17 protein-coding genes and 3 tRNA genes are annotated in these 23,582 nt (G+C 51.2%); 10 read left to right on the forward strand and 10 right to left on the reverse strand.

Translation table 11 applies throughout. The annotated features are described in order from the left end of the window. Nucleotides 1–55: 55 nt before the first annotated feature. The 3 genes from WFM49_RS13485 to WFM49_RS13495 all read right to left on the reverse strand — a co-directional run bounded on the left by WFM49_RS13485 (nucleotide 56) and on the right by WFM49_RS13495 (nucleotide 384). Nucleotides 56–130, reverse strand: a tRNA-Thr gene (locus WFM49_RS13485). Nucleotides 131–167: 37 nt separating this feature from the next. Next, nucleotides 168–241, reverse strand: a tRNA-Gly gene (locus WFM49_RS13490). 56 nt (nucleotides 242–297) lie between these two features. Continuing rightward, nucleotides 298–384, reverse strand: a tRNA-Tyr gene (locus WFM49_RS13495). 327 nt (nucleotides 385–711) lie between these two features. On the opposite strand from WFM49_RS13495, the gene WFM49_RS13500 reads away from it, so the two are divergent. Beyond that, a complete protein-coding gene (locus tag WFM49_RS13500) occupies nucleotides 712–990 on the forward strand; it encodes a hypothetical protein (RefSeq protein ID WP_336973731.1) in 279 nt (92 codons plus the stop codon). On the opposite strand, the gene WFM49_RS13505 is transcribed toward WFM49_RS13500, so the two are convergent. Genes WFM49_RS13505 through mnmG form a run of 4 tightly spaced genes read right to left on the reverse strand, consistent with a single transcriptional unit; the run spans nucleotide 987 to nucleotide 5,357 of the window. Next, complete coding sequence (locus WFM49_RS13505) at nucleotides 987–1,925, reverse strand: ParB/RepB/Spo0J family partition protein (protein WP_336973733.1); 939 nt, start codon at nucleotides 1,923–1,925, stop codon at nucleotides 987–989. The two genes, WFM49_RS13500 and WFM49_RS13505, sit on opposite strands and share 4 nt — an antisense overlap. A gap of 29 nt (nucleotides 1,926–1,954) precedes the next feature. Further along, nucleotides 1,955–2,770: a ParA family protein gene (locus WFM49_RS13510; protein ID WP_021447168.1), complete on the reverse strand. Its 816-nt coding sequence runs from the start codon at nucleotides 2,768–2,770 to the stop codon at nucleotides 1,955–1,957. A 2-nt stretch (nucleotides 2,771–2,772) separates the two neighbouring features. Further along, nucleotides 2,773–3,444 carry a 16S rRNA (guanine(527)-N(7))-methyltransferase RsmG gene (gene rsmG / locus WFM49_RS13515; protein WP_137431130.1) on the reverse strand — a complete coding sequence of 224 codons (672 nt, stop codon included), beginning with the start codon at nucleotides 3,442–3,444 and terminating at the stop codon, nucleotides 2,773–2,775. After that, on the reverse strand, nucleotides 3,441–5,357 hold the full coding sequence (gene mnmG / locus WFM49_RS13520; protein ID WP_336973735.1) for a tRNA uridine-5-carboxymethylaminomethyl(34) synthesis enzyme MnmG: 1,917 nt from the start codon (nucleotides 5,355–5,357) through the stop codon (nucleotides 3,441–3,443). The genes rsmG and mnmG overlap by 4 nt, the downstream gene beginning before the upstream one ends. A gap of 888 nt (nucleotides 5,358–6,245) precedes the next feature. Between mnmG and WFM49_RS13525 the strand changes: the two genes are divergently transcribed. Together WFM49_RS13525 and WFM49_RS13530 are read left to right on the forward strand one after the other, a co-directional pair. After that, on the forward strand, nucleotides 6,246–7,418 hold the full coding sequence (locus tag WFM49_RS13525) for a methionine aminotransferase (RefSeq protein WP_336973737.1): 1,173 nt from the start codon (nucleotides 6,246–6,248) through the stop codon (nucleotides 7,416–7,418). A gap of 138 nt (nucleotides 7,419–7,556) precedes the next feature. Then, a complete protein-coding gene (locus WFM49_RS13530) occupies nucleotides 7,557–7,985 on the forward strand; it encodes a hypothetical protein (protein WP_128831706.1) in 429 nt (142 codons plus the stop codon). Nucleotides 7,986–8,586: 601 nt separating this feature from the next. On the opposite strand, the gene WFM49_RS13535 is transcribed toward WFM49_RS13530, so the two are convergent. Continuing rightward, complete coding sequence (locus tag WFM49_RS13535; RefSeq protein ID WP_336973739.1) at nucleotides 8,587–9,645, reverse strand: metallophosphoesterase; 1,059 nt, start codon at nucleotides 9,643–9,645, stop codon at nucleotides 8,587–8,589. Nucleotides 9,646–11,141: 1,496 nt separating this feature from the next. Here WFM49_RS13535 and WFM49_RS13540 point away from each other — a divergent pair. The 3 genes from WFM49_RS13540 to WFM49_RS13550 all read left to right on the forward strand — a co-directional run bounded on the left by WFM49_RS13540 (nucleotide 11,142) and on the right by WFM49_RS13550 (nucleotide 14,780). Then, a complete protein-coding gene (locus WFM49_RS13540) occupies nucleotides 11,142–12,509 on the forward strand; it encodes a diguanylate cyclase (RefSeq protein ID WP_009458322.1) in 1,368 nt (455 codons plus the stop codon). A gap of 220 nt (nucleotides 12,510–12,729) precedes the next feature. Beyond that, the gene (gene asd, locus WFM49_RS13545) at nucleotides 12,730–13,578 is read left to right on the forward strand and encodes an archaetidylserine decarboxylase (protein WP_250756347.1); all 849 of its coding nucleotides are present in this window, start codon (nucleotides 12,730–12,732) and stop codon (nucleotides 13,576–13,578) included. A 200-nt stretch (nucleotides 13,579–13,778) separates the two neighbouring features. Next, on the forward strand, nucleotides 13,779–14,780 hold the full coding sequence (locus WFM49_RS13550; protein WP_336973743.1) for an Lnb N-terminal periplasmic domain-containing protein: 1,002 nt from the start codon (nucleotides 13,779–13,781) through the stop codon (nucleotides 14,778–14,780). 217 nt (nucleotides 14,781–14,997) lie between these two features. On the opposite strand, the gene WFM49_RS13555 is transcribed toward WFM49_RS13550, so the two are convergent. Continuing rightward, on the reverse strand, nucleotides 14,998–15,915 hold the full coding sequence (locus WFM49_RS13555) for a pyridoxal-phosphate dependent enzyme (RefSeq protein WP_009458318.1): 918 nt from the start codon (nucleotides 15,913–15,915) through the stop codon (nucleotides 14,998–15,000). A gap of 562 nt (nucleotides 15,916–16,477) precedes the next feature. Here WFM49_RS13555 and WFM49_RS13560 point away from each other — a divergent pair. From WFM49_RS13560 to WFM49_RS13575, 4 genes are all read left to right on the forward strand, one after another. Beyond that, nucleotides 16,478–16,831 carry a MarR family transcriptional regulator gene (locus WFM49_RS13560; RefSeq protein ID WP_021447165.1) on the forward strand — a complete coding sequence of 118 codons (354 nt, stop codon included), beginning with the start codon at nucleotides 16,478–16,480 and terminating at the stop codon, nucleotides 16,829–16,831. Nucleotides 16,832–17,101: 270 nt separating this feature from the next. Then, nucleotides 17,102–17,890 carry a PhzF family phenazine biosynthesis protein gene (locus tag WFM49_RS13565; protein WP_250756351.1) on the forward strand — a complete coding sequence of 263 codons (789 nt, stop codon included), beginning with the start codon at nucleotides 17,102–17,104 and terminating at the stop codon, nucleotides 17,888–17,890. A gap of 157 nt (nucleotides 17,891–18,047) precedes the next feature. Continuing rightward, complete coding sequence (locus tag WFM49_RS13570; RefSeq protein WP_250756352.1) at nucleotides 18,048–19,073, forward strand: hypothetical protein; 1,026 nt, start codon at nucleotides 18,048–18,050, stop codon at nucleotides 19,071–19,073. A gap of 280 nt (nucleotides 19,074–19,353) precedes the next feature. Beyond that, a complete protein-coding gene (locus WFM49_RS13575; RefSeq protein ID WP_250756353.1) occupies nucleotides 19,354–20,106 on the forward strand; it encodes a DUF4880 domain-containing protein in 753 nt (250 codons plus the stop codon). A gap of 27 nt (nucleotides 20,107–20,133) precedes the next feature. Here WFM49_RS13575 and WFM49_RS13580 read toward each other — a convergent pair whose 3' ends face one another. After that, nucleotides 20,134–23,436, reverse strand: coding sequence for an autotransporter outer membrane beta-barrel domain-containing protein (locus tag WFM49_RS13580; protein WP_336973747.1), 3,303 nt, complete (start codon nucleotides 23,434–23,436; stop codon nucleotides 20,134–20,136). Between the last annotated feature and the right edge of the window lie 146 nt (nucleotides 23,437–23,582).

Below are 23,582 nucleotides of genomic sequence, written 5' to 3' on the forward strand. Positions count from 1 at the left end.
GCCTTTAGCCATGGCAGACTCCTGAAGGGATAGAACGATATAGAGAAGAGAGATGTGGTGCCCATGACGCGGATCGAACGCGTGACCTCTCCCTTACCAAGGGAGTGCTCTACCACTGAGCCACATGGGCATTCAACTTCAGCCGAGAGTGGCTAAAGATTTTTACCTGGAGCGGGTGAAGGGGATCGAACCCTCGTCTTAAGCTTGGAAGGCTTCTGCTCTACCATTGAGCTACACCCGCAGACTTTTCTTCACCCTCTCCTAAAGTCGCCTTGCTGGCTGACTCTAGAAAAGTGCTGGTGGTGGGAGTTGGATTCGAACCAACGTAGGCGCAGGGCCAACAGATTTACAGTCTGCCTCCTTTAACCACTCGGACATCCCACCCGAAGCGAAAATCGAATTATGGACATGTTTTAAGAGGTCGTCAAGCCTTTTGGGAAGAAAACTGAATAATTCGATGAATTTTTTAAAAAAACCGGATTTGGGGTGCTTTTCTTACTGGTTTTGTCACTGTTTTCAGGCGTCAGACATGCCGCTTTTGAATGCTTTCAAAACTGGGAAATCACGGTGAAATACGGGGAAACACATAGATTTTTTTCTGTTTTCAGCGCTTGTTTTTGTAAGCAAAAGATACGAAACCGGATCTTTCGCTTTTAATCCAGCTCTCGGACGTCTTCCCTGCTCTGTTCCCTGACTTGCCTGGAGTTCCTCTTGCTGTTTTCTACTGGCCGGGGCACAAGCAAGCAATCTGAAAACCATGCAGCCATGAACTGTCTTCAGAAAGAAGCTTGGATTGCTGATGAACTTTACTTAGGAAGGAGCAATCCATCATTCCAGAAGTTGTTCCAGTTCAGCTCCCACCAGCTGCTTCTTTTTTCAGCCAAATACTGCTCAGTAGCAGAACACGGGGCATGGCAAAGAAAAAGCCGACCTCAGGTCGGCTTTCTACATCAACTGCATCGCTTTCAGCGTGGCGCGGGCCTGACTTAATCGTCCGTTTGCTCCAACAAAGACGACAGCCCCTGCTTTTCCAGCAAAGCATTCAAATGCTCCCAGCCATGGAAAGCAATCTGCAACTGGCCCTTGTCCTTGGCACCGACCTTCAAGGTCACCTTGGTACCCAAGTGGTCAGACAGCACCTTTTCAAAGCGCTGTACGTCGCCATTGCGGTTCGCCTTGCTCTGGGCCTGCTTGCTGGCAGGCTCGTCATCCTCGTGCAAAGCACGGGCGACCAGCTTCTCGGTTTCACGCACCGACAGACGGCGGGCAATCACCTCGTTGGCCAACATGATCTGACGGGCAGCGTCCACAGCCAGCAAGGCACGAGCGTGACCCATATCGATGTCGCCGGCCAGCAGCATGATCTGCACAGGCTCTGCCAGGTTGATCAGACGCAGCAGGTTGCTGGTAGTCGAACGCGAACGGCCAATCGCCTGAGCGGCCTGCTCATGAGTCAGACCGAACTCGTCCAGTAAACGCTTCACACCTTGCGCCTCTTCCAGCGGATTCAGATCTTCACGCTGGATGTTCTCGATCAGTGCCATGATGGCGGCGTTCTCGTCGCCTACCTCGCGCACCAGAACGGGCACTTCTTCCAGACCAGCAATTTGCGACGCACGGAAACGACGTTCACCGGCGATGATTTCGTATTTGCCCTTGTCCTTACCCGACAGAGGACGTACCAGAATAGGCTGCATCACGCCTTGTGCGCGAATGGACTCGGCCAGCTCGTTCAAGGCGCCCTCGTCCATGCGAGTACGCGGCTGATACACCCCAGCCTTGAGCAGTTTGACGGGCAGGTTGGAAGGTGGGCCATCGCTCACCGTCGCTTCGCCCTTTTTCCCGATGCTTGCGATAGCGCCTGCGTCTGCGCCGAGCAAGGCATCCAAGCCTCGACCTAGACCTTTTGGTTTTCGTGTAGCCATGCTTACATTCCTATTGATTCTTGTGTGCCTTATGCCTTGTCGCTGCGGGATTCTTTCTTCAAGCGCTTGATCAGCTCTTTACCAAAGTCCATATAGGCCTTGGCACCCCGGGAGTTCTTGTCATACACAATACCTGGCATACCGTGGCTTGGCGCTTCAGCCAAACGTACGTTACGTGGCACCACCGTCTTGAACACCTTATCGCCAAAGTGTGTCTCGATCTGATTGGAGACTTGCTGCTGCAAAGTTACGCGGCCATCAAACATCACCCGCAGCAAACCAATCAACTCCAAATCCGGGTTGATATTGCGATAGACCCGTTTAACCGTATTGACCAGATCCGACAGCCCTTCCAGCGCAAAGTACTCGCACTGCATGGGGATGATGACCCCGTGAGCACTGGCCAAACCATTTAACGTCAGTAAGGACAAGGTAGGCGGGCAGTCGATCAGCACAAAATCGTAATCGTCCAACACCTGAGCCAGAGCCTGTTTAAGTTGTTGCTCACGCTCTTGCATCTGGATCAGGTCGATTTCGGCGCCCGACAGCTCCCTATTGGAAGGCAAGACGTCATAACCACCTGTTTCTGAATGTATCTTTACGTTAGCAATGCTTTCGTCGCCAATCAGCACTTGGTACAAATTACCAGACAGGCTGTTTTTATCAATACCACTACCCATGGTGGCATTGCCCTGAGGATCCAGGTCAATCAATAAAACCTTTTTCTTCAGCACAGCAAGAGCAGCTGCCAAATTAATTGCTGTGGTCGTCTTGCCAACCCCGCCCTTTTGGTTCGCAATACAAAACACATAGGCACGGGGAGATTTATCGTCTTTTTTACTCATGATTATCCTTGCTGCACCAACCACACTAGACAACGCTGTGCCTCTAGCTCCGGTACGGTTAATGATTCTATTCGTTCGACCCGCCAGTTACTTTCAGATTGCAATGCCGCTATTTCTTGATCAGGTTCTTTACCCTTCATAGCCGCAATGCGTCCACCTGGACGAACATGCCTGCCTGCCAAATTTACGAAATCAAGCAGCGAAGAAAAAGCTCGGGAAACCACAATATCTGCCTGCATGGGTTCCAGCTGCTCTACACGCACATGCATCGCCGACAAATTGGGCAGAGCCAAAGCACCAACCATTTGTCGAACAAATGCCATTTTTTTCTCGACAGCATCAATACAGCTAATGTTCCACGTGGAACATGATGCTGCCAAAACAACTCCCGGCAAACCTGCCCCTGAACCTACATCTACAATCTTTACCGATTCTTGTGTCTGTGTATTGTTGCCGGCCAGATAGTTCTGAAACGGACGGACAATCGACAGGCTATCAAAAATGTGTTGCACCAGCATTTGATCTGGGTCACGCAGGGCGGTCAGATTATAGGTACGGTTCCAACGCTGCAATTGATTTATATAATCCAGTAGCTTGCGTACCAGGACAGGGTCCTGATCCAGACCCAAATCCAGCAGGGCCTGATTCAGGCGTTTTGAAAAAATATCGCTCATGCCGTTTGTTTGTTCTTTTGCTTGCGCTTCAGGTGTACCAACAATAAAGAAACCGCCGCAGGTGTCACACCTTGAACACGCCCGGCCTGGCCAATGGTTAAAGGCTTGGCTGCCTTCAAGCGTTGGCGCACCTCAATCGACAATCCCTTGATGTCGTCGTAATCCAGGTCCTCTGGAATGGCTTGCTCTTCCAGTGCTGCCTGGCGAGTCACCTCATCCTGCTGACGCGCCACATAGCCCGCATACTTCACCTGAATTTCCACCTGCTCCACATGCACCGGATCTTCCAGACCTGGGCCTGCTACAGGCATGCCTTGGTCATTCAGCACGGCCATCAACTTGGCATAGTCCACTTCGGGCCGCTTGAGCAAATCGAAGAAGGAGTATTCCCGTTCGATATTTTTACCTAACAGTGCATTTGCTTGTTCGGCAGGCAAATTGCGGGGGTTCACCCAGGTACCTTTCAAGCGTTCAATTTCACGTGCAACCGCATCACGTTTACGATTGAAATGATCCCAACGGGCATCATCCACCAGGCCCAACTCCCGGCCAATTTCAGTCAATCGCTGGTCGGCATTATCCTCCCGCAGACTCAAACGGTATTCGGCACGAGACGTGAACATACGGTAAGGCTCGGTCACCCCACGGGTAATCAAATCGTCTACCAACACACCCAGATAGGCTTCGTTGCGACGTGGATACCACTGCTCTTTCTCTTGTGCCAAACGCGCTGCGTTCACCCCGGCCAACAAGCCCTGAGCGGCGGCTTCTTCATAACCTGTCGTGCCATTGATCTGACCGGCAAAGAACAAGCCACGAATCTGTTTGGTCTCCAGCGTGGGGTACAGGGATCGAGGGTCGAAATAATCGTATTCAATCGCGTAACCTGGACGCATGATGCGGGCATTTTCCAAACCAGGCAGGCTGCGCACCATAGCCAACTGGATATCGAAAGGCAAGCTGGTCGAGACACCATTAGGGTAGATCTCGGTCGTGCTCAAGCCTTCAGGCTCCAAAAACACTTGATGGCTGCTCTTGTCCGCAAAGCGATGAATCTTGTCTTCGATAGACGGGCAGTAACGCGGACCAATGCCCTCGATAGTGCCTTGGTCGCTATACATGGGCGAGCGATCCAGCCCGGAACGGATGATGTCGTGGGTACGCTCGTTGGTATGCGTAATCCAGCACGGCATCTGTTGAGGATGCATGGAAACATCGCCCATATAAGAGAACACCGGAATCGGATCGCTGTCGCCAGGTTGGACTTCCAGGCGGGAGAAATCGATGGTGTTGGCATCAATGCGCGGAGGGGTTCCTGTCTTCAACCGCCCTTGCGGTAACTGCAGTTCCCGCAAACGATGCGCCAAGCTGATGGACGGCGGATCCCCTGCCCGGCCCGCAGAATAATTATTCAGGCCTACATGGACCAGACCATTCAAAAAAGTTCCTGCTGTCAGAACCACAGATTTGGCTTTGAATTCCAAGCCGATCTTGGTCACAGCACCCACAACCCGATCTCCTTCCACAATCAAGTCTTCGACTGATTGCTGGAACACCATCAGGTTGGCTTGGTTTTGTAGAACCTCGCGAATAGCCTTGCGGTACAAAGAACGGTCCGCCTGAGCACGAGTGGCGCGCACGGCCGGGCCTTTGGAGCTATTCAGAGTACGGAATTGAATACCGGCGTGGTCGGTAGCCAACGCCATTGCCCCGCCCAGCGCATCCACTTCCTTGACCAAATGCCCCTTCCCAATCCCCCCAATAGAAGGGTTGCAGGACATCTGCCCCAGGGTATCCATATTATGGGTTAACAATAAGGTAGACACGCCGGTTCGAGCTGCCGCTAAAGCCGCTTCGGTACCAGCATGTCCGCCGCCTATGACAATAACGTCAAACTCTTCGGGATAAATCATGTCAGAACAGCTAAAAAATAAAAATCAATTATACGATTACCAGCGGAGTATGTTCCACGTGAAACACATGGAACCAATATCTGTTCCACGTGGAACACAGTTTTTTGCGTAAATACCACTGTGGATAACTTTGTGGAGAAAGGGACGCTTTTTTATCCCCAGGCCACCTTGGGAAGCACAGGCAGCGCTTGCAAAGATTTTCTTCAGCCAGAACTCCCCACGGAGCGAAGCCATAAAAGGCGCGCTTATCACTCTTAAATCCCCTAAAAGGGGCTATCTAAGCCAGTACCTCACAACAGGTGGATAAAAGCAGCCCAAGCAGGCAGCAAAATTGTGGATAACAGAGCAATAAAAAGAAATACTGCCCGAGGACCACATCCACCGTTCTACAGTGTGGCGATAAGGAAATTTCCGCTGGCCTGCGGAGAATATAAGGTGTCGATTATGTAATCCGACTACCTTGGCTACAAGAAAAAAGTGTCCTATGCGCAAAAAGACAGCTACCCAGATAGAACAGGATTTACTTGAGACGACAGATACTTTGAAGAAACAACAGCAGCACCTTTAACGCCTAGCTTAAAACCTGGGACTTAATCGAGAGGCCGAAGTTAAGACACAGGTCTAGCCAGAAAACTCCCGCAGCTACAACACGAACCTGCAGCGCGAGAGCTGAGGAAGGAAAACAGCAGGAGAAGCCTGGCTCGGAACCTATATAGGCAATAGCTATATCAATGTAAGAAACCGATCCTGAGTGCTCAGTTCCACGATCAACAGATACGCGCAGAATCTATGGTATTTTCGACAAGAATTTGTCTGATACTTCGCCACCCAACTTTTTACTCAAATCTGAAGCGCGGGTGCATTTTTATTATTCATATCAGTAGACCCATGCAGATCACATCCAAGCTCCCTTCTGTGGGCACCACCATCTTTACAACCATGAGCCAGCTGGCTCTGGAGCATAAGGCCATTAACCTGGGACAGGGCTTTCCAGACTTCAATCCGGATCCAGCCCTGATTGAGGCTGTGCACCAGGCCATGCTGGATGGCATCAACCAATACCCTGCCATGGCTGGTTACCCTGCCCTGCGAGCCGCCATTGCAAGCAAGACGCAGGCTCGGTATGGCCGCCTTTACAACGTGGATACGGAAATCACCGTCACCAGTGGCGCTACTGAGGCCTTAATGGCCAGTTTCCAGGCCTTTGTGCACACAGGCGATGAGGTCGTCGTAATCGAGCCCTTCTACGATCTGTATATCCCCGCCATCGAGCTGGCCGGAGGTACCCCTGTTGCTGTCCCCATGACAGCGCCTAGCGAGGCTGTACCTTACTACCGCGTCGACTGGGACCGTGTGGAACAAGCCATCACCAGCAAGACCCGTATGCTGGTGATCAATTTCCCACACAACCCAACCTGCACCATCTTGCAGCCCAAGGATCTGGACGCGTTAGAGCAGATTGTAGAAAAACATCCTTCCTTGATCATCTTGTCCGATGAGGTCTATGAACACCTGACCTTCGATCAGAAAGAGCATCTAAGTCTTGCTACCCGCCCTCTCCTGGCAGAACGAGCAGTAATCGTTTCTTCCTTTGGCAAAACCTTCCACGCCACAGGTTGGAAAGTAGGCTACTGCTGTGCTCCTGCCAGTCTCAGCACGGAAATTCGCAAGGTCCACCAATACACCGTCTTTACCGTTCCTAGCCCCTTACAGGCTGGTTTAGCCACCTATATGCAGGATCCAGCCACCTGGGAGAGTCTGCCCGCGTTCTACCAGGAAAAACGCGATCATTTGCATCAAGGTCTGCAGAACACCCGTTTCACTCCTATGCCCAGTGAAGGGACTTTCTTCTTGCTAGCCAGCTACGAACACATTTCGGAGCTGTCCGAGCTGGATTTTGCCAAGCATCTGAACCAGAACTATGGCGTAGGCGCGATCCCCGTGTCTGCCTTCTACCTGAATCCCAATTCTGAGCAGGCTAACCATCGTTTGCTGCGTTTTTGCTTTGCCAAGCAGCTCAACACCCTGGACCAGGCTATTGAACGCCTGAAAAAGGTCTAAAGGCTCTTTTCCCTACCTTCATCAAACCGCCGTCAGGCGGTTTTTTTGTGTCCTGATTTTTGTGGACAAGTGCAGTCGTCGCAATCTTGCCTAAATCTGTCACACAAGCCCTGCAACGGCGACGTAAAACAGCAAGCATTGTCCGAAGCACAAACCATCTGTCGTAAACCACAAAACCCACATCTTGTGCCCCACAGAACACCAAACGTGAAACAGGCAATACAGCCTTCCAGCGCTGTCCTGTTGATAACTTTGGGGGTAAACCTGATTTTTTGCCCAGTTATCGCTTCTTTTCCTTTAAGAAAAGTAAAAATCAGCCAGCTCGCAGGCCTTCCTGTTTCAGTTCATGTTGCTTGCAAAAAAACAGGCCTCAAAGTTAAAACCACAAAAAATATAGATATAAAACAAGGACTTATTTCAATATCACAAGCTTCGAACAGACTTTGCAACTGTGAAAATACACAGGTCACCAAGCCTCTTCGAGCACCACAAGATACGAGCAAGCACAAACCAACGCTTTACCCACAAAATGTGGATAAGTCAAAAATTCAAACAAGATTGACCTAGTACAAGCTCCAGGCGCAACAATCCCTGCAGCCATAGCAAACTCTTGGCCAAACATGTCGTCCAGGTAGAACACCCCTCTTTTGCCACCCCGTTCCTTTGTTTGAGTTTTTCTCATGTTGAAAGAAAACTCTGAGAACAGACGACAAAGTCGATCTTGTATGGTTCTGAAAATAAATTTTCAGCCTTTACCGCTCATATTTCTGTATGCAAAAGCCGCATAAGCCAGCTTTGAGCGAGATCGTGATTTTTGTTCATGGACTGCATCTTAGTCGAGAACTTTTAGCTTGCAAAGGGCATGGAGCTGGCCTGCAGAGAGTTGAACTTATCTTATATAACAAGCACTTAAATCTTTTATTGGAATTATTGGATGGAGCCCTGTTGATAAGTCGAACAAGTGTCTTTAGCAGCGTTAAAACAAGCGCTTAGCGCTTTTTTTTCCGGGGATAGATCTAACGCTTACCGGTGGATGGTTTAGGTACAACTTTTAGACTTCACAAAGAAGTACCTACTTATGCCTTATGTATCCACACCCTGTTCACAATGCTCTTCCTAGAGCTTATCCACAGCAAAGAAAATTGTAACAGCGGAATATAAAGTGAATTTATCGGGTTGCTTGGGTAAATCCGGTGTCTGTCATGATGATTTTCTCTGGCCAACGCAAAGCGGCCAGGTGAAAAGCGGAGCCTTCAGGTGCCTGGTCCTTGCGGCGATCGCGCCAACGAGCTCCTACGGAAAAATCCACGCAAAATGTGTTTTTCTTTGCTCCATGCCAGGAAAATGGATCTATATCCTTGAATAATAAGGAATATTTAGACATTTTCGCTGCTGGTTGAGGAAAAAGCTGACGCCAATAATGACCAAAAACGACAGGAATATCGTCCTGGTAGTTGTTCCACCAAGGAGTTCGGTCGGAAAAACGCCAACGGTTGCCAGCAAAAAACGGACGATCTGCGGGTCCTTCAGTGCCGGAAGTCAGCAAACGGATGGGGTTGAAGTCATTTTTGACCAAATCGTAGTCAATGTAGGCCTGCAACAAAGGCATCAAGGCCTTTGGGTCTTCAATTTTTTCTTTCCATTCTTGTTTTGCCGCTAGATATTTATTCAGAATTCCTTTTTTTTCTGCATACGTATCAGCTTTACGCTCACATTCAAAGAAAAAATCAAGAAAATCTTCGCTTTTAACCGATCTAATTGCATCAATAGCAGGATTATTCCAGGCTGCATGCACAATTCTCAGATCATTTCTTTCCAATGCAATGGGTAGTGAGCTTAAAAACTTCCGGATTTTGTCTCTATTTTGAGGTTTTGCACGCGTAAATGGCGAGTAATTCTTTAAATCTGATTGATATCGCTGATCAAAATACCAACCTGATCCATCTTTTGCATCGTCTATCAGTAGATTGATTTCATGATTACCTAATATTCCTTTTGCTTTATTATTATTTATCAAGTACTTAAGGTATTCAATTACAGCAGGGCTATCAGGACCTCGGTCACAATAATCTCCCACAAATATCAGGCTACGTTTCTCTGGATGAGAGCCATCTTCCTGGTAACCCAAATTTTGGATCAGTTGTTGCAAGGCCTGGAGCTCTCCGTGTACATCACCGATGATGTCTAAAGAACCAGCAGGTAAAGGCTGTACAAGAAAGTTGGGCATGGGTGAAGAGATCTTTATTTAATAATAACTATATATATAACTGGTAATGGATAATGGGTGTCTGTGGATAAGTGGCATAGATAGAAATTAACCTTTAATTTCAGCAACTTATTGATTACTTCTGCCTGTGCACCACCCCGATGGAGTCGGTGGACCGAAACTGGACAAGATTTGAGGCCTGGCCAGACAGGCAACTTATCCCCCTTTCATCCACAGCAGGTCCACAGCAGGCCTTCTTGGAGCTTATCCACAGGGGCCCAGAGCCAGTAGCTGCCTCAAATATAGCTTTTTTTGCCCAGTCCCTGACCGATTTTCTGGCCGGATCTCGCCCGCCTGGAGCATCTGGATGAGCGGATGTCGGTGTTTGCACCAACATCATGTTGAAGTGCGAATTAAGCCCTTATAATATCCACAAATTATTCACTTTCTTATTAACCGCTGATTTCACCAGATTTTATATTTCCATTTCTGGTTTAATCTATTTTGTTAATAAAATTGTGGATTTCTTTGTTATCCAAACCCTGTGGATAAATTTGATTATCACGATTGTTATTTGCTTTCTCGATCTAAACAAAACCCTGTTTTTGTAATTCAATATCGTGGTTTTGTTTTTATTTCAGTTTTTATTTCTTTTTTCAAAAAATAAAAAATTATCAATCCGAATTTTTAATTTTTGTCTGGATTGCTTTCTCCTTATTCATCTATCTTTTATTTGGAATGGCCTCTTTTTTTATTAATGGGCTTCCTTAGAAAAAACAGAAACTAATCAATCATTTGAGTCTGTTTATCTCTATTCTCCAGTCACTTTCTTTAAGTGTTTCTTGATTCCTTCCCGAGTTTTTTAGATAAAGTTTGCTTATTTTTAATAAAAAATGACTTCAAGCAGAGTAATAAGTATTGAATGATCGGGTTTAGCGGTGGAACCTATCTGCCGACCCGACCCGACCCGACCCGACCCGACCCGACCCGACCCGACCCGACTGCGGCGGCCAGGCTGTCTTATGGAAGTCTGGGTATTTGCTCAGTATTGGATATAAACCCAGTCCTATGTGCCTGTTTCCCGGCACTCCCTCCCCTGCCCAAGCACTAGCACGCTTTATTGATCGTTCTCTGTCCGTATGCCAAACGTGGCTTTTTGGCGATAGTGGGCAATTCGTTTTGTCAGCTATCGACTTTGATAGGACAATCTGCTCACCGTGGAACTTTCGGGGCGTTTAGGTCGACAAAGCCATGGGTTTGAATCGCAAACTGCTGTCAAAGTGAGGCGAAACCGGCACTTGCTCCAGTACATGGACAACGTAATTCTGCCTTGGCCCGTGGAATCACCCACTTATCTTCAAGGGGTATGTTTTTTCCTTGTGGGCAGCAAGGGTATTCTCCTGCTAGCCCGTGGCTTGTATCGCTATAAGAAATAGCGCGAAATCTCCCCTCATGTAACAATTGCCGCCAAGGCTGTTTAATCCTTAAGTATCGTCTCGCTACTCTCCCTGTACTTCATGTCTCAACCGAATATCGAAGAAGCCGCTCAGGACTGGCACGGCTTGCTCCAGAAAGTGCCCCTGGCGGTCCGTGCTCATGTGCTGACTATCACTCAAGATAATCAGGACGAGCTTGCGACCCACTTTTATACGCATATGCTCAAGCACCCTGCCGCACAGGTGTATCTCTCGCATGATCAGGTACACAAGCGTTTGCATCGCTCCTTGCGCAGTTGGTTGGTACAGCTGTTTTCGGTGGATGAGCACAGTGATATGCAAGATCAGGTCAAGCTGCAAAATCAGGTTGGCGAGGTCCATGCTCGGGTTGGGGTGCCGGTTCACCTGGTGCTGCGTGGTGCACGCTTGCTCAAGGGGCGTTACGCCCGCTTCCTGTTTGAATCTTCGACTATTAGTTCCGAGCAGGCCTGGGAGTGCTATCGCTACATTCAGAACTTCATTGATCTGGCGATGGAGCTGATGAGCCATGCCTATGCCAATTCGCGTGAGCGTAAATCCCGTGCCGAAGAGTCCTATCGCCTGTTTGCCATTGTGCAGAACGTAGCGGCCGAGCGTGGTCGACAGCGAGCCGCGCTGCTGGATTGGGAAAATCTCTTCATGTTTGCGATGGCGGTCAACAATGGTGTGACGCCTGCTCCGCGAATCGGAGATTCGGACTTCGGTATCTGGTTCAAGCACAAGGGCGCGCATGCCTTCCAGGGCACGGTAGAGAGTCGTGAGATCCTGGACTTGATGAACCTGATTGATACCGAGCTGATGCCGGCTTTCGAGCAAGGGGACGCGAAAGGACAGGTTCTACGCTTGCATGAGCTGCGTGATCGAACCCGAGCCATTGGTTTGCACCTGGATCGCTTGTTCGAGCAGCAAAACGAGCTGGAGTCGGGCCGGGACGTTCTGACCCGCCTGTTAAGCCGTAAATACCTGCCTGTCGTGCTTAGCCGTGAAGTGGGCTATGCCCAGCAGCGGGGATCGCGTTTTGCGCTGCTGGCCGTGGATATAGACTTCTTCAAGCGGGTTAATGATACCCATGGCCATGATGCCGGTGATCGTATCCTGCGTCAGTTTGCTGAACTGCTCAGCAATAGCGCGCGTGCCGGTGACTACGTGTTCCGCCTTGGGGGCGAAGAGTTCCTTCTGGTCTTGGTCGACGTGGATGCGGATGGTGCGATGCGTGCCGCCCGTAATTTGCGTCTACGTATTCATGCGGAGACCTTCCGGGTTGTGGATGGCGAAAGCATGAGTATCACCGCCAGTATTGGTGTGGCCTTGTACGACGGTCACCCGGATTACGAGCGTACGCTGCGCCGGGTTGATCGCGCCTTGTATCAGGCCAAAGAAGAAGGCCGCGACCGGGTTGTATACGTCTGATGGGACGGGCTTGCCCGCCCTTTTATGTCGTATGGCGGCAACCTGTGCTACAAGTGCGTATTGTTTTGTTCCTGCCAGTGTTTGGTGCCTGATTCCTGACAGTTGCGCGGCCTTTGAAGTGGTGGCCCCGGCCGGATGTGGCGCGTGAAACACAATTACATTGAATGGCATAAACGCTTTGGCCCCAGGCTGAAGCAGGATTTGTTTGCGAGCTGATTTTATGCATCCCCGTTTGGCTGTTCTTCCCCAGTACCTGCTCCCTAAACAGGCTCTGACCCAGTTTCTAGGCGGTTTGGCCTCCAAGCCCATGGGCGGGCGCACGACCTGGGCTATCAAGCGTTTTATCGACCGTTATCAGGTCGACATGAGCGAGGCAGAAAACTCCGACCCAGCCAGCTACGCCACCTTTAACGAGTTTTTTGGTCGTGCCTTGCGTCCGGGGGCCCGCCCTATCGCGGAGACGGCCTTGGTCAGCCCGGTTGATGGTGCCATCAGCCAGTTGGGGTCTATCCAGGGTGCCGAGGTGTTCCAGGCGAAGGGGCATAGTTACTCGACGACGGCTTTGGTAGGCGGAGACGCTCAGGAGGCTGCCCGCTATCAGGATGGGCTGTTTGCGACCCTGTACTTGAGTCCTAGCGACTATCACCGGGTACATATGCCTTGTGCGGGTGTGCTCAAGCGCATGATTCATGTACCGGGCGATTTATTCTCGGTCAATCCGACGACGGCGCGCGGTGTTCCCGGCCTGTTTGCCCGTAATGAACGTGTGGTCTGCTTTTTTGACTCCGAGCAAGGCCCGTTCGTGTTGGTGCTGGTGGGGGCGACGGTGGTGGGCAGTATGGTCACGGTTTGGCATGGTGTGGTAAATGCCTCGCGTGACGGCAAGATCCACGAGTGGAACTACGAAGGTCAGAATATCGCCTTGCAAAAGGGGCAGGAAATGGGCCGATTTCTGCTGGGTTCCACGGTGGTGATGCTGTTCCCCAAAGAAAGCGCCTATCGTTTTGATCCGAGCTGGCAGCCGCAAGGCGTAATCCGCCAAGGTCAAGCGATGGGCTATCAGGGCTAAACCCTGTTTTCTAATGAATAAAACCTGTGTTCAAGTGGACACAGGTTTTTTTTTGTCGTCGGGTCGCCTAAAGGCTCGGCGCCTCCGGCAAAAATTCCCCCTTTTTTGGGGGGGCAGCAAGCCGAAGGCGTTGTGCGGGGCTTTTTTTGACGGTTCAGCGCTTAAAAGTAATCTGTATTCAAGAGGTCTGTGGAGTGAGTATGAAAAGGTGGGGGGCGATAGTGATCAAGATTTTGGTCCTGTTATTGGTCTTGGCGGTAGCGGCCTGGGGCGCGCTGGCACTACAGTTTCAGTTGTCAGCAGGTCTGGGGCGCTGGCTGGCATTGGTTGGCTGGGTAGCGGTGGCTGGATTGAGCCTGTATGCCTTGAGCGAGGGCAAGAACTGGCTCTTTGCACCCCAGGCGTTGGGCTTTCTGGTGCTGGTAGTCTGGTGGAGCAGTATTGCGCCCAGCAACGACCGGGAATGGGCGCCTGATGTGGCCAGAATGAGTTACGGCGAGGTAAATGGTTCCGTGGTGACTCTGCACAATGTGCGTGACTTTAACTGGCGCAGCGAGACCGATTTTGATGAGCATTGGATTAGCCAGGACTACGATCTGCAGACGCTCAAATCGGTAGATATGTTCCTTTCGTACTGGATGGGCCCGGTGATCGCTCATACCCTGGTGTCTTTCGGGTTTGAGGATGGCCGCCATGTGGTGTTTTCGGTAGAAATACGCAAGGAAAAGCACGAGGCATTTTCTGCGATAGGCGGTTTTTTCAAAGAGTTTGAGTTGAGCTTGATTGCGGCAACAGAGCAGGACATTGTGCGTACCCGTAGCAATGCGCGCGGCGAAGACGTGTATATGTACAGCGTTGAATTGGCAAAACCTGCCATGCAGGCCTTGTTCTTGTCTTATGTGGAGCAGGGCCAGCAATTGCAGACTACTCCTCGTTTCTACAACACCTTGACGGCTAATTGCACCACCATTGTTTACGACATGGTCTCCAGGATCGTGGACGGGATACCGTGGGACTGGCGTGTGCTGGCTTCGGGCTATTTGGCCGAGTATGTGTATGGTCTGAATGCTTTGGCGCCAGGCCATAGTTTCCAGGAACTGAAGCAACTGGGCTACATCAACCCGAGAGCCTTGTCGCAGCAGGAGGGGCAGGATTTTTCTGCTTTGATTCGACAGGATTTGCCTCTCGTAAAGCCTTTTTAAGGCTGCTTTAGGCGCTTTTGTTCCACGTGAAACATATGTTTTACTTTATACGCTCTGAAAATTAGAGCGTATCAGGAATAAAAATAATAAATAAAAACCCCATCATATGAAAATCATGTGATGGGGTTTTTTAATCCCTGTACCCTGTTTTCCAGATTGCAGATGCGATAGAAAATAATTATTTTTGCCAAATGCGTCAGGGCCGTTCATGGACAGCTTAAGGAGTGGCCCGCCACTGCACCAACTGCTCCAGCGTCGTGGTGTTGCCACCACACACAACGACCAGAATGTTGCTGTACGGAGCCAGGGCCTCATGATCCAGGTAGAGAGTCGACAAAGCCGCGCCACATGCGGGTTCCACCAGAACGCGATGATCGGTCAGAAAGCGCAGGCATGCGCTGACGGCCTGAGCATCGCTGACCTGAACGCAGGTGGTGGGATGAGATTGGCTAATGGCGTAGGCCTGATCGCAGACGCGTGGTGCAGCCAAGGAGGTGGCAACCCCACTGACTTCGCCAAGTGTGATGTGCTGGCGCTGCCTTACCGACTCGCCCAGGCTGGCGGTGCCCTGGGTTTCTACCGCAATAATCGGGGTTTTGTCCCAACCCTGCTCCCGCAGGCCTTGGGCCATGCCGCATAGCAAGCCACCTCCGCCTACAGCCAGCAAGACGGCATCCGGCTGTACGCCCATTTGGGCCACTTCTGCGATCAGGCTGGCGTGGCCTTCCCAAAGTAAGGGGTCATCAAATGGGTGAATCAGGGCGTCGTCTTCTTGCACCAGGGTCAGCGCATACTCATGAGCTTCCTGCCAGTTCTTGCCGATTACGTGCAGCTCGGCTTTTTCCCGTTGAATCAAGCGTCTGGCGTGTTCGCTAGTGGTTTCGGGGACGACAACAAGGGTGGGCATGGTCAGGCGGCGTCCGGCATAGGCAACGGCAATTCCGGCATTGCCTCCCGAAGAAATGATAAAGCGCTTCTTTCCTTGCTGGGCATGGTGCTGACACAAGTGGCCAATACCGCGAATTTTGAATGATCCGCTAGGTTGCAGCGCATCCATTTTTAACCAGATTTGTTTCCCAAGCTGCTCGCTCAAGGCGTGTGAAAAAATGAGCGGTGTCTCAAGGTGAAGAATCATTTCTTATCGTTCCAGATTTTATAGTGATCTGAGGGGGCGCGTTGGGCGCTCCGAGCGCTGTTCACCACATTTTATCGGTCTGAAACACGTGTGGCTAAAGATCCTGGGCACGGTTTTGTGACGACCAGGACAAGCGGGCGGAAAATTGTTTGGAAAGGATGCTTATATCATCGGGCCTGGATTTTGTAACTGTTCTTGTTCTCTGCGCTAAGTCCCTTTATTAGCGTTTAATGTGAGGCAGCTTACTAACTAACTACGTGTCTGCACCTACTTACAATTTTGCTTCGTCTGGACTGTAGTGTTCAAGCTAAATCAAGGGCTTATCTGATAAAATTCCAGATAAATCGCCCGACTCAAGACCCCTTTCCGTACGGAATTCAGGCCCGGTCTTAAGCGTTTAATTTTAAGTGCATGATAAGCACCGAAACTCATTCCAATCACTCGGGCCATAAAGCAGTGTTGTTTTTTGCTTTGCCTGGGCGGAATAAAAACAATAATAACCAGAACTTATTTCTAGAAAGGACGCTGTGGTAGCGGTTCTTAAAGGAATAAAGATTTTGTTATGAAAACTGCCACCAGACCTGCTGATATTTATATGCGTTTTTTGCAGCTCGCCGATTCGCTGCATACCCTGCCTTGCTTACCTTGCCTGGACCCTCTTGAAGAGCGGATCCTGGTGCTGGTTGCCAAGGCATCGAAAGACTGTTTGCGTTTGTCGGTGCGCGATGTCATGGCCGTAGAACGGCTGGGATCGCCCGCGACTATTCATACCCGCCTCAAATCCATGCGCGAGAAAGGCTGGATCGTCCTTAGTGATACGGAGGACACTCGCCGCAAACAAGTGGACTTGAGCCAGGCTGCCCTGCTGCATTTTGATCGTCTTTCCGCCTGTCTTTTAGAGGCGGCAAATGTTTGATTGATCAAATGGCGCGGCCTTGCACCCGATGTAATTGCTGAACCCGCAAAAAGAAGCGTTTGGCATCAGGTAAATAAGCGGGAAGCGCTCGGGTCCAACTAATGGAATGCAAACAGGCGTTTGCAAAAAGCGCTCGCGTGTCTGGTGCTTAAAAAACGGAAAAGATAGGCGGCATTAAAACAATGCCCCTGTTTCGCGGATTTACCTGCCTTCAAAGAGTCTATTTTTCTATACTGGGGACTCACCTTGAATACCATGCCTGGAGGCAGAATGCGCTTACCCATCTATCAGCTTGATGCCTTTACCGACACCTTGTTTGCAGGCAATCCTGCCGCCGTGGTGTTGTTGCCCGAGTTCCCTGACGATGCCTTGATGCAGTCGATTGCGCAGGAGAACAATCTTGCCGAAACCGCCTTTCTGGTGCCACAAGGCCAGGACTTTCGCCTGCGCTGGTTCACCCCTACGGTAGAAGTGCCCTTGTGTGGACACGCAACATTGGCCAGCGCCGCCGTTGTGCTGCAGCATGTGCGTCCCCAGGACAGCCAGGTGGTGTTCCATACGCTAAGTGGTGCTTTGACGGTGCGTCGTGACCAAGACAGCTATGTCATGGATTTGCCTGTGCGCCCGGTTCACCGTGTGGATGACAATCCTTTGCTGGAGCAAGCCTTGGGCACCAAGATTACGCAACTGTGGCGTAATGACTTCACCCATCTGGCTGTATTGGAAACGCAAGAGCAAGTGCGACAGCTGCAGGTGGATGCGGCAGCCATGCTGGCCAGTGGCTGTGACGGATGCATTGTGACAGCGCCGGGCTCGGGCCAGTTTGATATTGTCAGCCGTTTTTTTGCTCCTGGTCACGGGATTGAGGAAGATCCGGTTACGGGCTCGGCCCATTGTGCTTTGCTGCCGTACTGGGCTCCTATCCTGGGCAAAACTCATTTGCTGGCGTATCAGGCTTCTGCCCGTGGTGGTGTATTGGATTGCACCTTAACGGGTGACCGCGTGTTCTTGAAAGGCCAGGCCGTCCTGTATATGGAAGGACACATCCAGATCGTCTGAGACGATGCCAAGCGGTTTAAACGGGCATGGCGGTGCCGTGCCTGTATTGGTAACGCCCTTCCCTTGTTTTTGGCCGATCAGCGCAGTAGTCAGCAAGACAGGCTGTACATTTTTTTGGCCTTCTTTATTGCGACTTTTTATGGGTTTTTGATCTCTTATGATTCCTGTCGCTCCATTTTCTTTGCTGTTTCTGCTGATTATTACGCTCGGGCCGCTTGCCTTGATTATTGTGCTGGTCTGGGTGGTTTTGCTTTTAGTACAGCCACAGAGCCGGGCAAACTTTAAGAAAAAACCCTGGCCACGCGTACTTGTTTTGCTTCCTTTGCTTGTATTGGCGCTCTATTACAGTTATTTCCAATGGGAGGTCTATCAGTTCGATAAACGTCAGGCACAGGAGCTGGCTAGTCGGCAGCATGTTTTAAAAGAGCCTGGCCGTTTTGCCGGAATTGATATGCCAGCCGGAACAGAGCTGGAGTTGAGTGTGTGGGGCGACCCGGACAGCGTGTCCTGGGCTCGTTTCCCGGAGGCGGTCATGGTAGGCAATGCTCCAGTCCTGTCTTTCAAGCGCCTCCGGCCCGATTTGCAGAACTCCAGCTGGAAGCTGCATCTGGCAGGCGATACGGAATTGGAGGGCTGGCAATGTGATGGCAACCAAGTGCTTGAAATGGAAAAAGATCCCATGGCAGAGCACGGTTTTCGTTTTGTCAGCTGCTTTTTGGCTAAAGGGAATCAGATCAGGGGCTGGAGTCCCTATGCGGCGGCTTCCAATATGAACACAGCCCCGGATTTTGTTCTGGATCTACCTGCCGGCACTTTGGTTCAGGCAAGGCCGGATGGGACTTTGTATGTCAACGGTGAGCGGGATCAGGACCGTTGGATGGTACGTGTAGAGGAAGAGGGTTTACAGGTTCAGGCATGGAATCTGCCTTTGGAGCGTGCTTATTTCTCAGTCGATAAAAATAAAGATCTACTTTATCTCTCGCATGCTCAATTGGCTCGAGAATTTCAATTCGGCGGATTTAGTTATCCAGCCGGTACGCGTGTGTCGACGCCCAACTATCGCTTTTACCCGCAGTGGCCACTTTTATTGAGAATGGTATTGCCTGCGGATGACGAATCGGATCAAAGAAAAGAACAGGTTCATGACCTGCTTAGTGGCCAAGTTTTGGACGGTTTTCACTAGTTAACGACCTGATTCCGGCTTTTTTTACCTGTAATCTGCAGTTTTTCTGTGGTGAGTGTAATTAAATAAGGCGAATTTGTTTGGAATGGGTCAATTTGAGTTAATGTAAGCATTTGAAGCGAATGTATAAAATAAAAACGTATCGTTTTCAAAGGTGGAATTTAGAGGGTTGGTGGCTGCTGGTTTCGTTTTTTAAGGTTTTGGCCTTGAGCGGAAGGGACAATCCGTCGGACTGAAACCGCCCTATTGCTGGCTTAACTGAACAAGGTTAGATGCCGCTATGACGACATATCAAGGGGAACTGCTGGAGCATACGCAGGCCCACGCACAGGCTGCTTACTGGTTTACTCGCTTGAACTCGGGCGAGGCTACCGCAGCTGAATTACGGGAATTTGAGGATTGGCGCCGTGACAATCCTGAAAACGAACGTTCATATCGATATATTTGCTATTTTTGTGACGCCAGCCTGGATGCGCCCGAGCATGAGATACGCCGTTTATTGGCTGGCTCGGGGGAAAAGCCAGCGTTGCTCAAGCCCTATCACCGTGGTTTGCTGGCGGGTTTACTGGTGTTGGCCTTGGCGCTGACCGTGTTTTTCTCCTGGCCCGAGCCGATATTGCGAGAAGAGCACCTGGTATCGGGGGCTCAAATGCTGGAGCAACGGTTTGTTGATGGGGCCGTGCTGCGCTTGGGCCCGGATTCAGCCCTTGAAATCCGTGAATACGAGGACAGATTGAATCTGCAGCTTTTACGTGGACAGGTCACGCTGTTGCTGGCTGATCCCACACCAAAGAGTGTGACGGTCTTTTCCAGCTTTGCGCAGGCTCGCAGTAACAAGGGGCAGTTTTCGGCTTTTCTGGACAGCGATCAAATGAAATTTGCTGTGGATACTGGATCGGTCGAAGTATCTAGCGGGACATGGTGGCGTCGACAGACTCGGGTCTTGATTCCCGGTCAACATATTGATGTGGATCGATGGTCTGGAATGAAACGGGTTCAACCCGCTCCTGTATCTCCGAATGAGGCCGACTAACAGTCGGCCTCTTACGTTTCAGAGCGTTTAGAACATCCAGTTCAGGAATAATTTACCGTTTATATCGGCACGGCTATCCCCTAATAAACGGGTACTGGCCGACAGACCTAAACGCAGACGCTCGGATTGCTGCAAGCTGATGCTGGTGCCCAGCGCCAAAGCATGGCTATCTACCCGCGCGTAACGACCATCAAAACTCACGGATTGGGCACTGGCGAAGGCCGCCTCCTGGTTCTGGTTACGGCTTAGCAAAGCCTGCTCCCAAGCAATCGATAAGGACGTTTGCAGTTGGCGATCCTGGCTTAAATTCCAGTTTTGACGCAGGGCCAGGCCAATGGAAGCCTGCAAGGCATTTTGGCGGCTGGCGTCCAGGCGCAGACGGCTGGCGGCATCGCCACTCTCTTCCAGTCCAGGGCGCCGGTAATGGAGGTAATCCAGAGCCAGAACCGGCCCGATGCTGCCGTTCTCGCCCAGCGTCCAGTTGTAGCCAGTCTGTACACCGAGCGAGAAGGTATGCCCTGTCCAATCCGAGGAGGGACGTGCTTGATAGCCCGCAAAGCTGATGTTGCGGTTCATCTTGCCCTGTTCGATACCCACACGTAGTTGGGCCAAGCCATTCCAGCCTTCCTGGCTGTAGCCACGGTAGCGGGCATGCACCCCCAGGCCCAGACCGGTCAGCTTGCTCTTGGCCTGGAAGGGGGCGTCTACGTTGACACGCTGCTCGTTGGCATTACCATGCACCCCCAGGCTCCAGTCACTGCCTTCAGCCCGGTGTTCCGCCCCCAGCATTACCCCATAGGTCTCGCTGCGGTGGTCAACATCGTTGTTACCCAGTTGCCAGTGGTAGCGGCCCCCATAGGTCTGGATGAAGCTTTGCCAGCCGCTCTTGTTGATACCGTCGATTTGGCGCAATTGTTCGGATACCAGTTGTTCGCGACGCAAGGCGGCAGCGGTTTGGGCAGCGTAAGATCCTGCACTTAATTGGTCCAAAGCCAGGCCAATATCGCTGCCATCAGTCCGAGAAAAGTCCATGGCCTGATACACCGCTGCCAGGGACTGATTGCCCGAGGAGGCTTGGGCCAGGCTGGTACCTACCGAGGCTGCATTGGGTGAAGCAGCATATTGCGCATAAGCGTCCTGATTACGGCTGACGGACCAGCCATTGCCGGTACTTTCTACATTCAGGGTGGGGGATGCCAGCGTGGCATTGAGCGCAGCAAACTGCCCTTGTGTCTGGCTGGCAGTGAACACCTTGTCCTGATTCAGTGTCCAGCCGTTCTGATACCAGTCTGGCTGCAAGTCCACGTGCAGTTCACCATCCAGCTGCGCCAAACCTTGCACATCAATATGATCGTTCTGCGTGGTCGAGGCCTCCACCAGAATCCGGCCATCGGCACCTTGGACAAAGTTGCCCTTGATCGTCATGTTCCCGTAGGAATTTCCAGGGCTGAGTGTGCCGTTATTGGTGAAGTTGTATTCAGGGTTGATCGTGAATTCGCTATTGCCGTACAGGGTGGCACCCCGATCTACTCGCAAGCCATACAACTCGTGTTGTCCATTCAAAGAGGTTGCGCCCCCGGCAATGACAACAGCCAGATTGTTTTGACCTTTGATATTGCCGTCATAACGCATCTGGAAGTTAGGATCAGCCGCCTTGGTGGCACGACCGTTTTCATCGGCCTTTTGACCGAAGCTGATGCGGGTCAGGAGCAGTTGCTGGTCAGAGTCGCGACGGTTGTAGTCCGAGGTGATGTCACCAGTAATTTGCGCGCCCTGCAAGATATTGATGTTCTGCACCCAGGCATTGTCTGCGATATGGATGGCTGCTTTCTGGCCCGACAAGGTGCCGGACAGATCGTAATTGCTGATCAAGGCACCTTGCAAAATGGTCGGTACAGCTTGTAGCTGGCCATCCACTACGACTAGCCAGGAGCCGTGATACTCATCGTCGCTACCCATGGCGTTCTGGCCGAAGTCAAACAGGGCTCCGATGCCAGCTTGGCCATCTGCCCGGACCTCACCTTGCTGAACAATATTGTGATGACGACCATAGCTGAATTGCAGGCCGCGGCCATACCAGCCCTGGGCATGAATACGCGTGGCTTCGGGGATAAGGAGAGTGTTTTCGCTACCATCCACACGTACGCCTACGCCTCCTGGCCCGGCTGTCAGTAAATCCGCCGCCTGGGTAATGATGTTGCGTTCGCCATAAATGTGCAGCCCCAAGCCTTGCGTGGCCATATTGTATTGACCGGGCAGGTAGGCCGTGCCGTTTGCATTGCGGGCAAAGTAGCCATTGGTATTGTTCAGGGTGACACCGTCCCCATAGACCGAATAGCCAAAGAAGTTGCGACGATCAATGCTCAGCCCAATATCCTGCAGGGCGGCAAGCTCGGCTTCCATCAGATTCACATAGTTGCGATAGGTCTGATGGCTCATCAAGCTGTTGCGCAGCTCGGTGTGGCTCATGTAGTTGCGATCCACTCCGTATCGCGGTTGGTCATGAACGTTCAGGATGCTGACGGGGATGCCCGGCATGGCGCCATTCAGGACTTCCTGTACGTGATCGCCGGTGAAATAGCCCTTGTCCTGGCGCAGGTCAAAAGCGGCGGGATCATATGGGTTGGTGCAGACCGAGCACAGGATTTTCTGTCCGGGGCTGGGGGCTCGACCCTGGTCATCGCGCAAGCCCAAGGCCCAGGGGCTAAGGTCATTCAGGAAAAAGGGATCGGGTGGATCAAAGCTGTTTTCAGGCAGGTTGTCGGTGACTGTATTGCTGATGCCCAAAGCATGCGCCAACTCGTGGAAAATCACGGCGTTGTAGTCCGCCTTGCCAGTTAAGGGCAGTTGGCTTGGATTGACGGGGGCGGTATCCAGATCCAGCTTTCCGACGCTGATAACCGCATCGGGGTTGTTTGGGTCACCCTGGAAGATTCCGTGCAAGCGTGCTTGCAAGGCCGACAGGACGAAGTTGGGATGATCAGGGTTACTTAGTTGGGCACCATAGGCATTGGCGTTCTTGTCATTCATGGTGCCCAAGTTGATCACAGCCGGTGTGTAGCCCGCCGGCAGGTCAAGGATTTCGGCCCAGCGCTCCAGTGCGGCACGAATTTTCAGCCGACCATTCTCGTCAATATTCCAGGGGGAAACGCGTGGATTGGATTGATCCGACGTATCGTAACCGCCATCATCCGGCCCATAGATCCGCAACTCAAAGGCTTGTTGACCTTGTTTGTTCAGAATGAATTCTGTCTCGTAGGCATAAGCGCTGCCGGCCCAGCTCAAGGCCAACAGAGTGTGGCCTAGTAGTGCTTTGATTTTGAAGTCCATGGGGTTCAGATAAAGAGAAGACAATGGTTAGGAGGCACTTTTCGTATAAAAGTAAATAAAAGTGTCTTTTCTTGCTACTTATTTCTGAGCTGTGCCGAACAGCTGAGTAAAAGGCGCAACACTTGGTGAACACATCACGGTAAAGA

The organism is Alcaligenes sp. PF14 (assembly GCF_037150615.1).
GTDB lineage: Bacteria > Pseudomonadota > Gammaproteobacteria > Burkholderiales > Burkholderiaceae_B > Alcaligenes > Alcaligenes phenolicus.

Coding starts and splice junctions, on each gene's coding strand:
- WFM49_RS13505 (WP_336973733.1), bottom strand. CDS start 1,925: ATGGCTACACGAAAACCAAAAGGTCTAGGTCGAGGCTTGGATGCCTTG.
- WFM49_RS13510 (WP_021447168.1), bottom strand. CDS start 2,770: ATGAGTAAAAAAGACGATAAATCTCCCCGTGCCTATGTGTTTTGTATT.
- rsmG (WP_137431130.1), bottom strand. CDS start 3,444: ATGAGCGATATTTTTTCAAAACGCCTGAATCAGGCCCTGCTGGATTTG.
- mnmG (WP_336973735.1), bottom strand. CDS start 5,357: ATGATTTATCCCGAAGAGTTTGACGTTATTGTCATAGGCGGCGGACAT.
- WFM49_RS13525 (WP_336973737.1), top strand. CDS start 6,246: ATGCAGATCACATCCAAGCTCCCTTCTGTGGGCACCACCATCTTTACA.
- WFM49_RS13535 (WP_336973739.1), bottom strand. CDS start 9,645: ATGCCCAACTTTCTTGTACAGCCTTTACCTGCTGGTTCTTTAGACATC.
- WFM49_RS13540 (WP_009458322.1), top strand. CDS start 11,142: ATGTCTCAACCGAATATCGAAGAAGCCGCTCAGGACTGGCACGGCTTG.
- asd (WP_250756347.1), top strand. CDS start 12,730: ATGCATCCCCGTTTGGCTGTTCTTCCCCAGTACCTGCTCCCTAAACAG.
- WFM49_RS13550 (WP_336973743.1), top strand. CDS start 13,779: ATGAAAAGGTGGGGGGCGATAGTGATCAAGATTTTGGTCCTGTTATTG.
- WFM49_RS13555 (WP_009458318.1), bottom strand. CDS start 15,915: ATGATTCTTCACCTTGAGACACCGCTCATTTTTTCACACGCCTTGAGC.
- WFM49_RS13560 (WP_021447165.1), top strand. CDS start 16,478: ATGAAAACTGCCACCAGACCTGCTGATATTTATATGCGTTTTTTGCAG.
- WFM49_RS13565 (WP_250756351.1), top strand. CDS start 17,102: ATGCGCTTACCCATCTATCAGCTTGATGCCTTTACCGACACCTTGTTT.
- WFM49_RS13570 (WP_250756352.1), top strand. CDS start 18,048: ATGATTCCTGTCGCTCCATTTTCTTTGCTGTTTCTGCTGATTATTACG.
- WFM49_RS13575 (WP_250756353.1), top strand. CDS start 19,354: ATGACGACATATCAAGGGGAACTGCTGGAGCATACGCAGGCCCACGCA.
- WFM49_RS13580 (WP_336973747.1), bottom strand. CDS start 23,436: ATGGACTTCAAAATCAAAGCACTACTAGGCCACACTCTGTTGGCCTTG.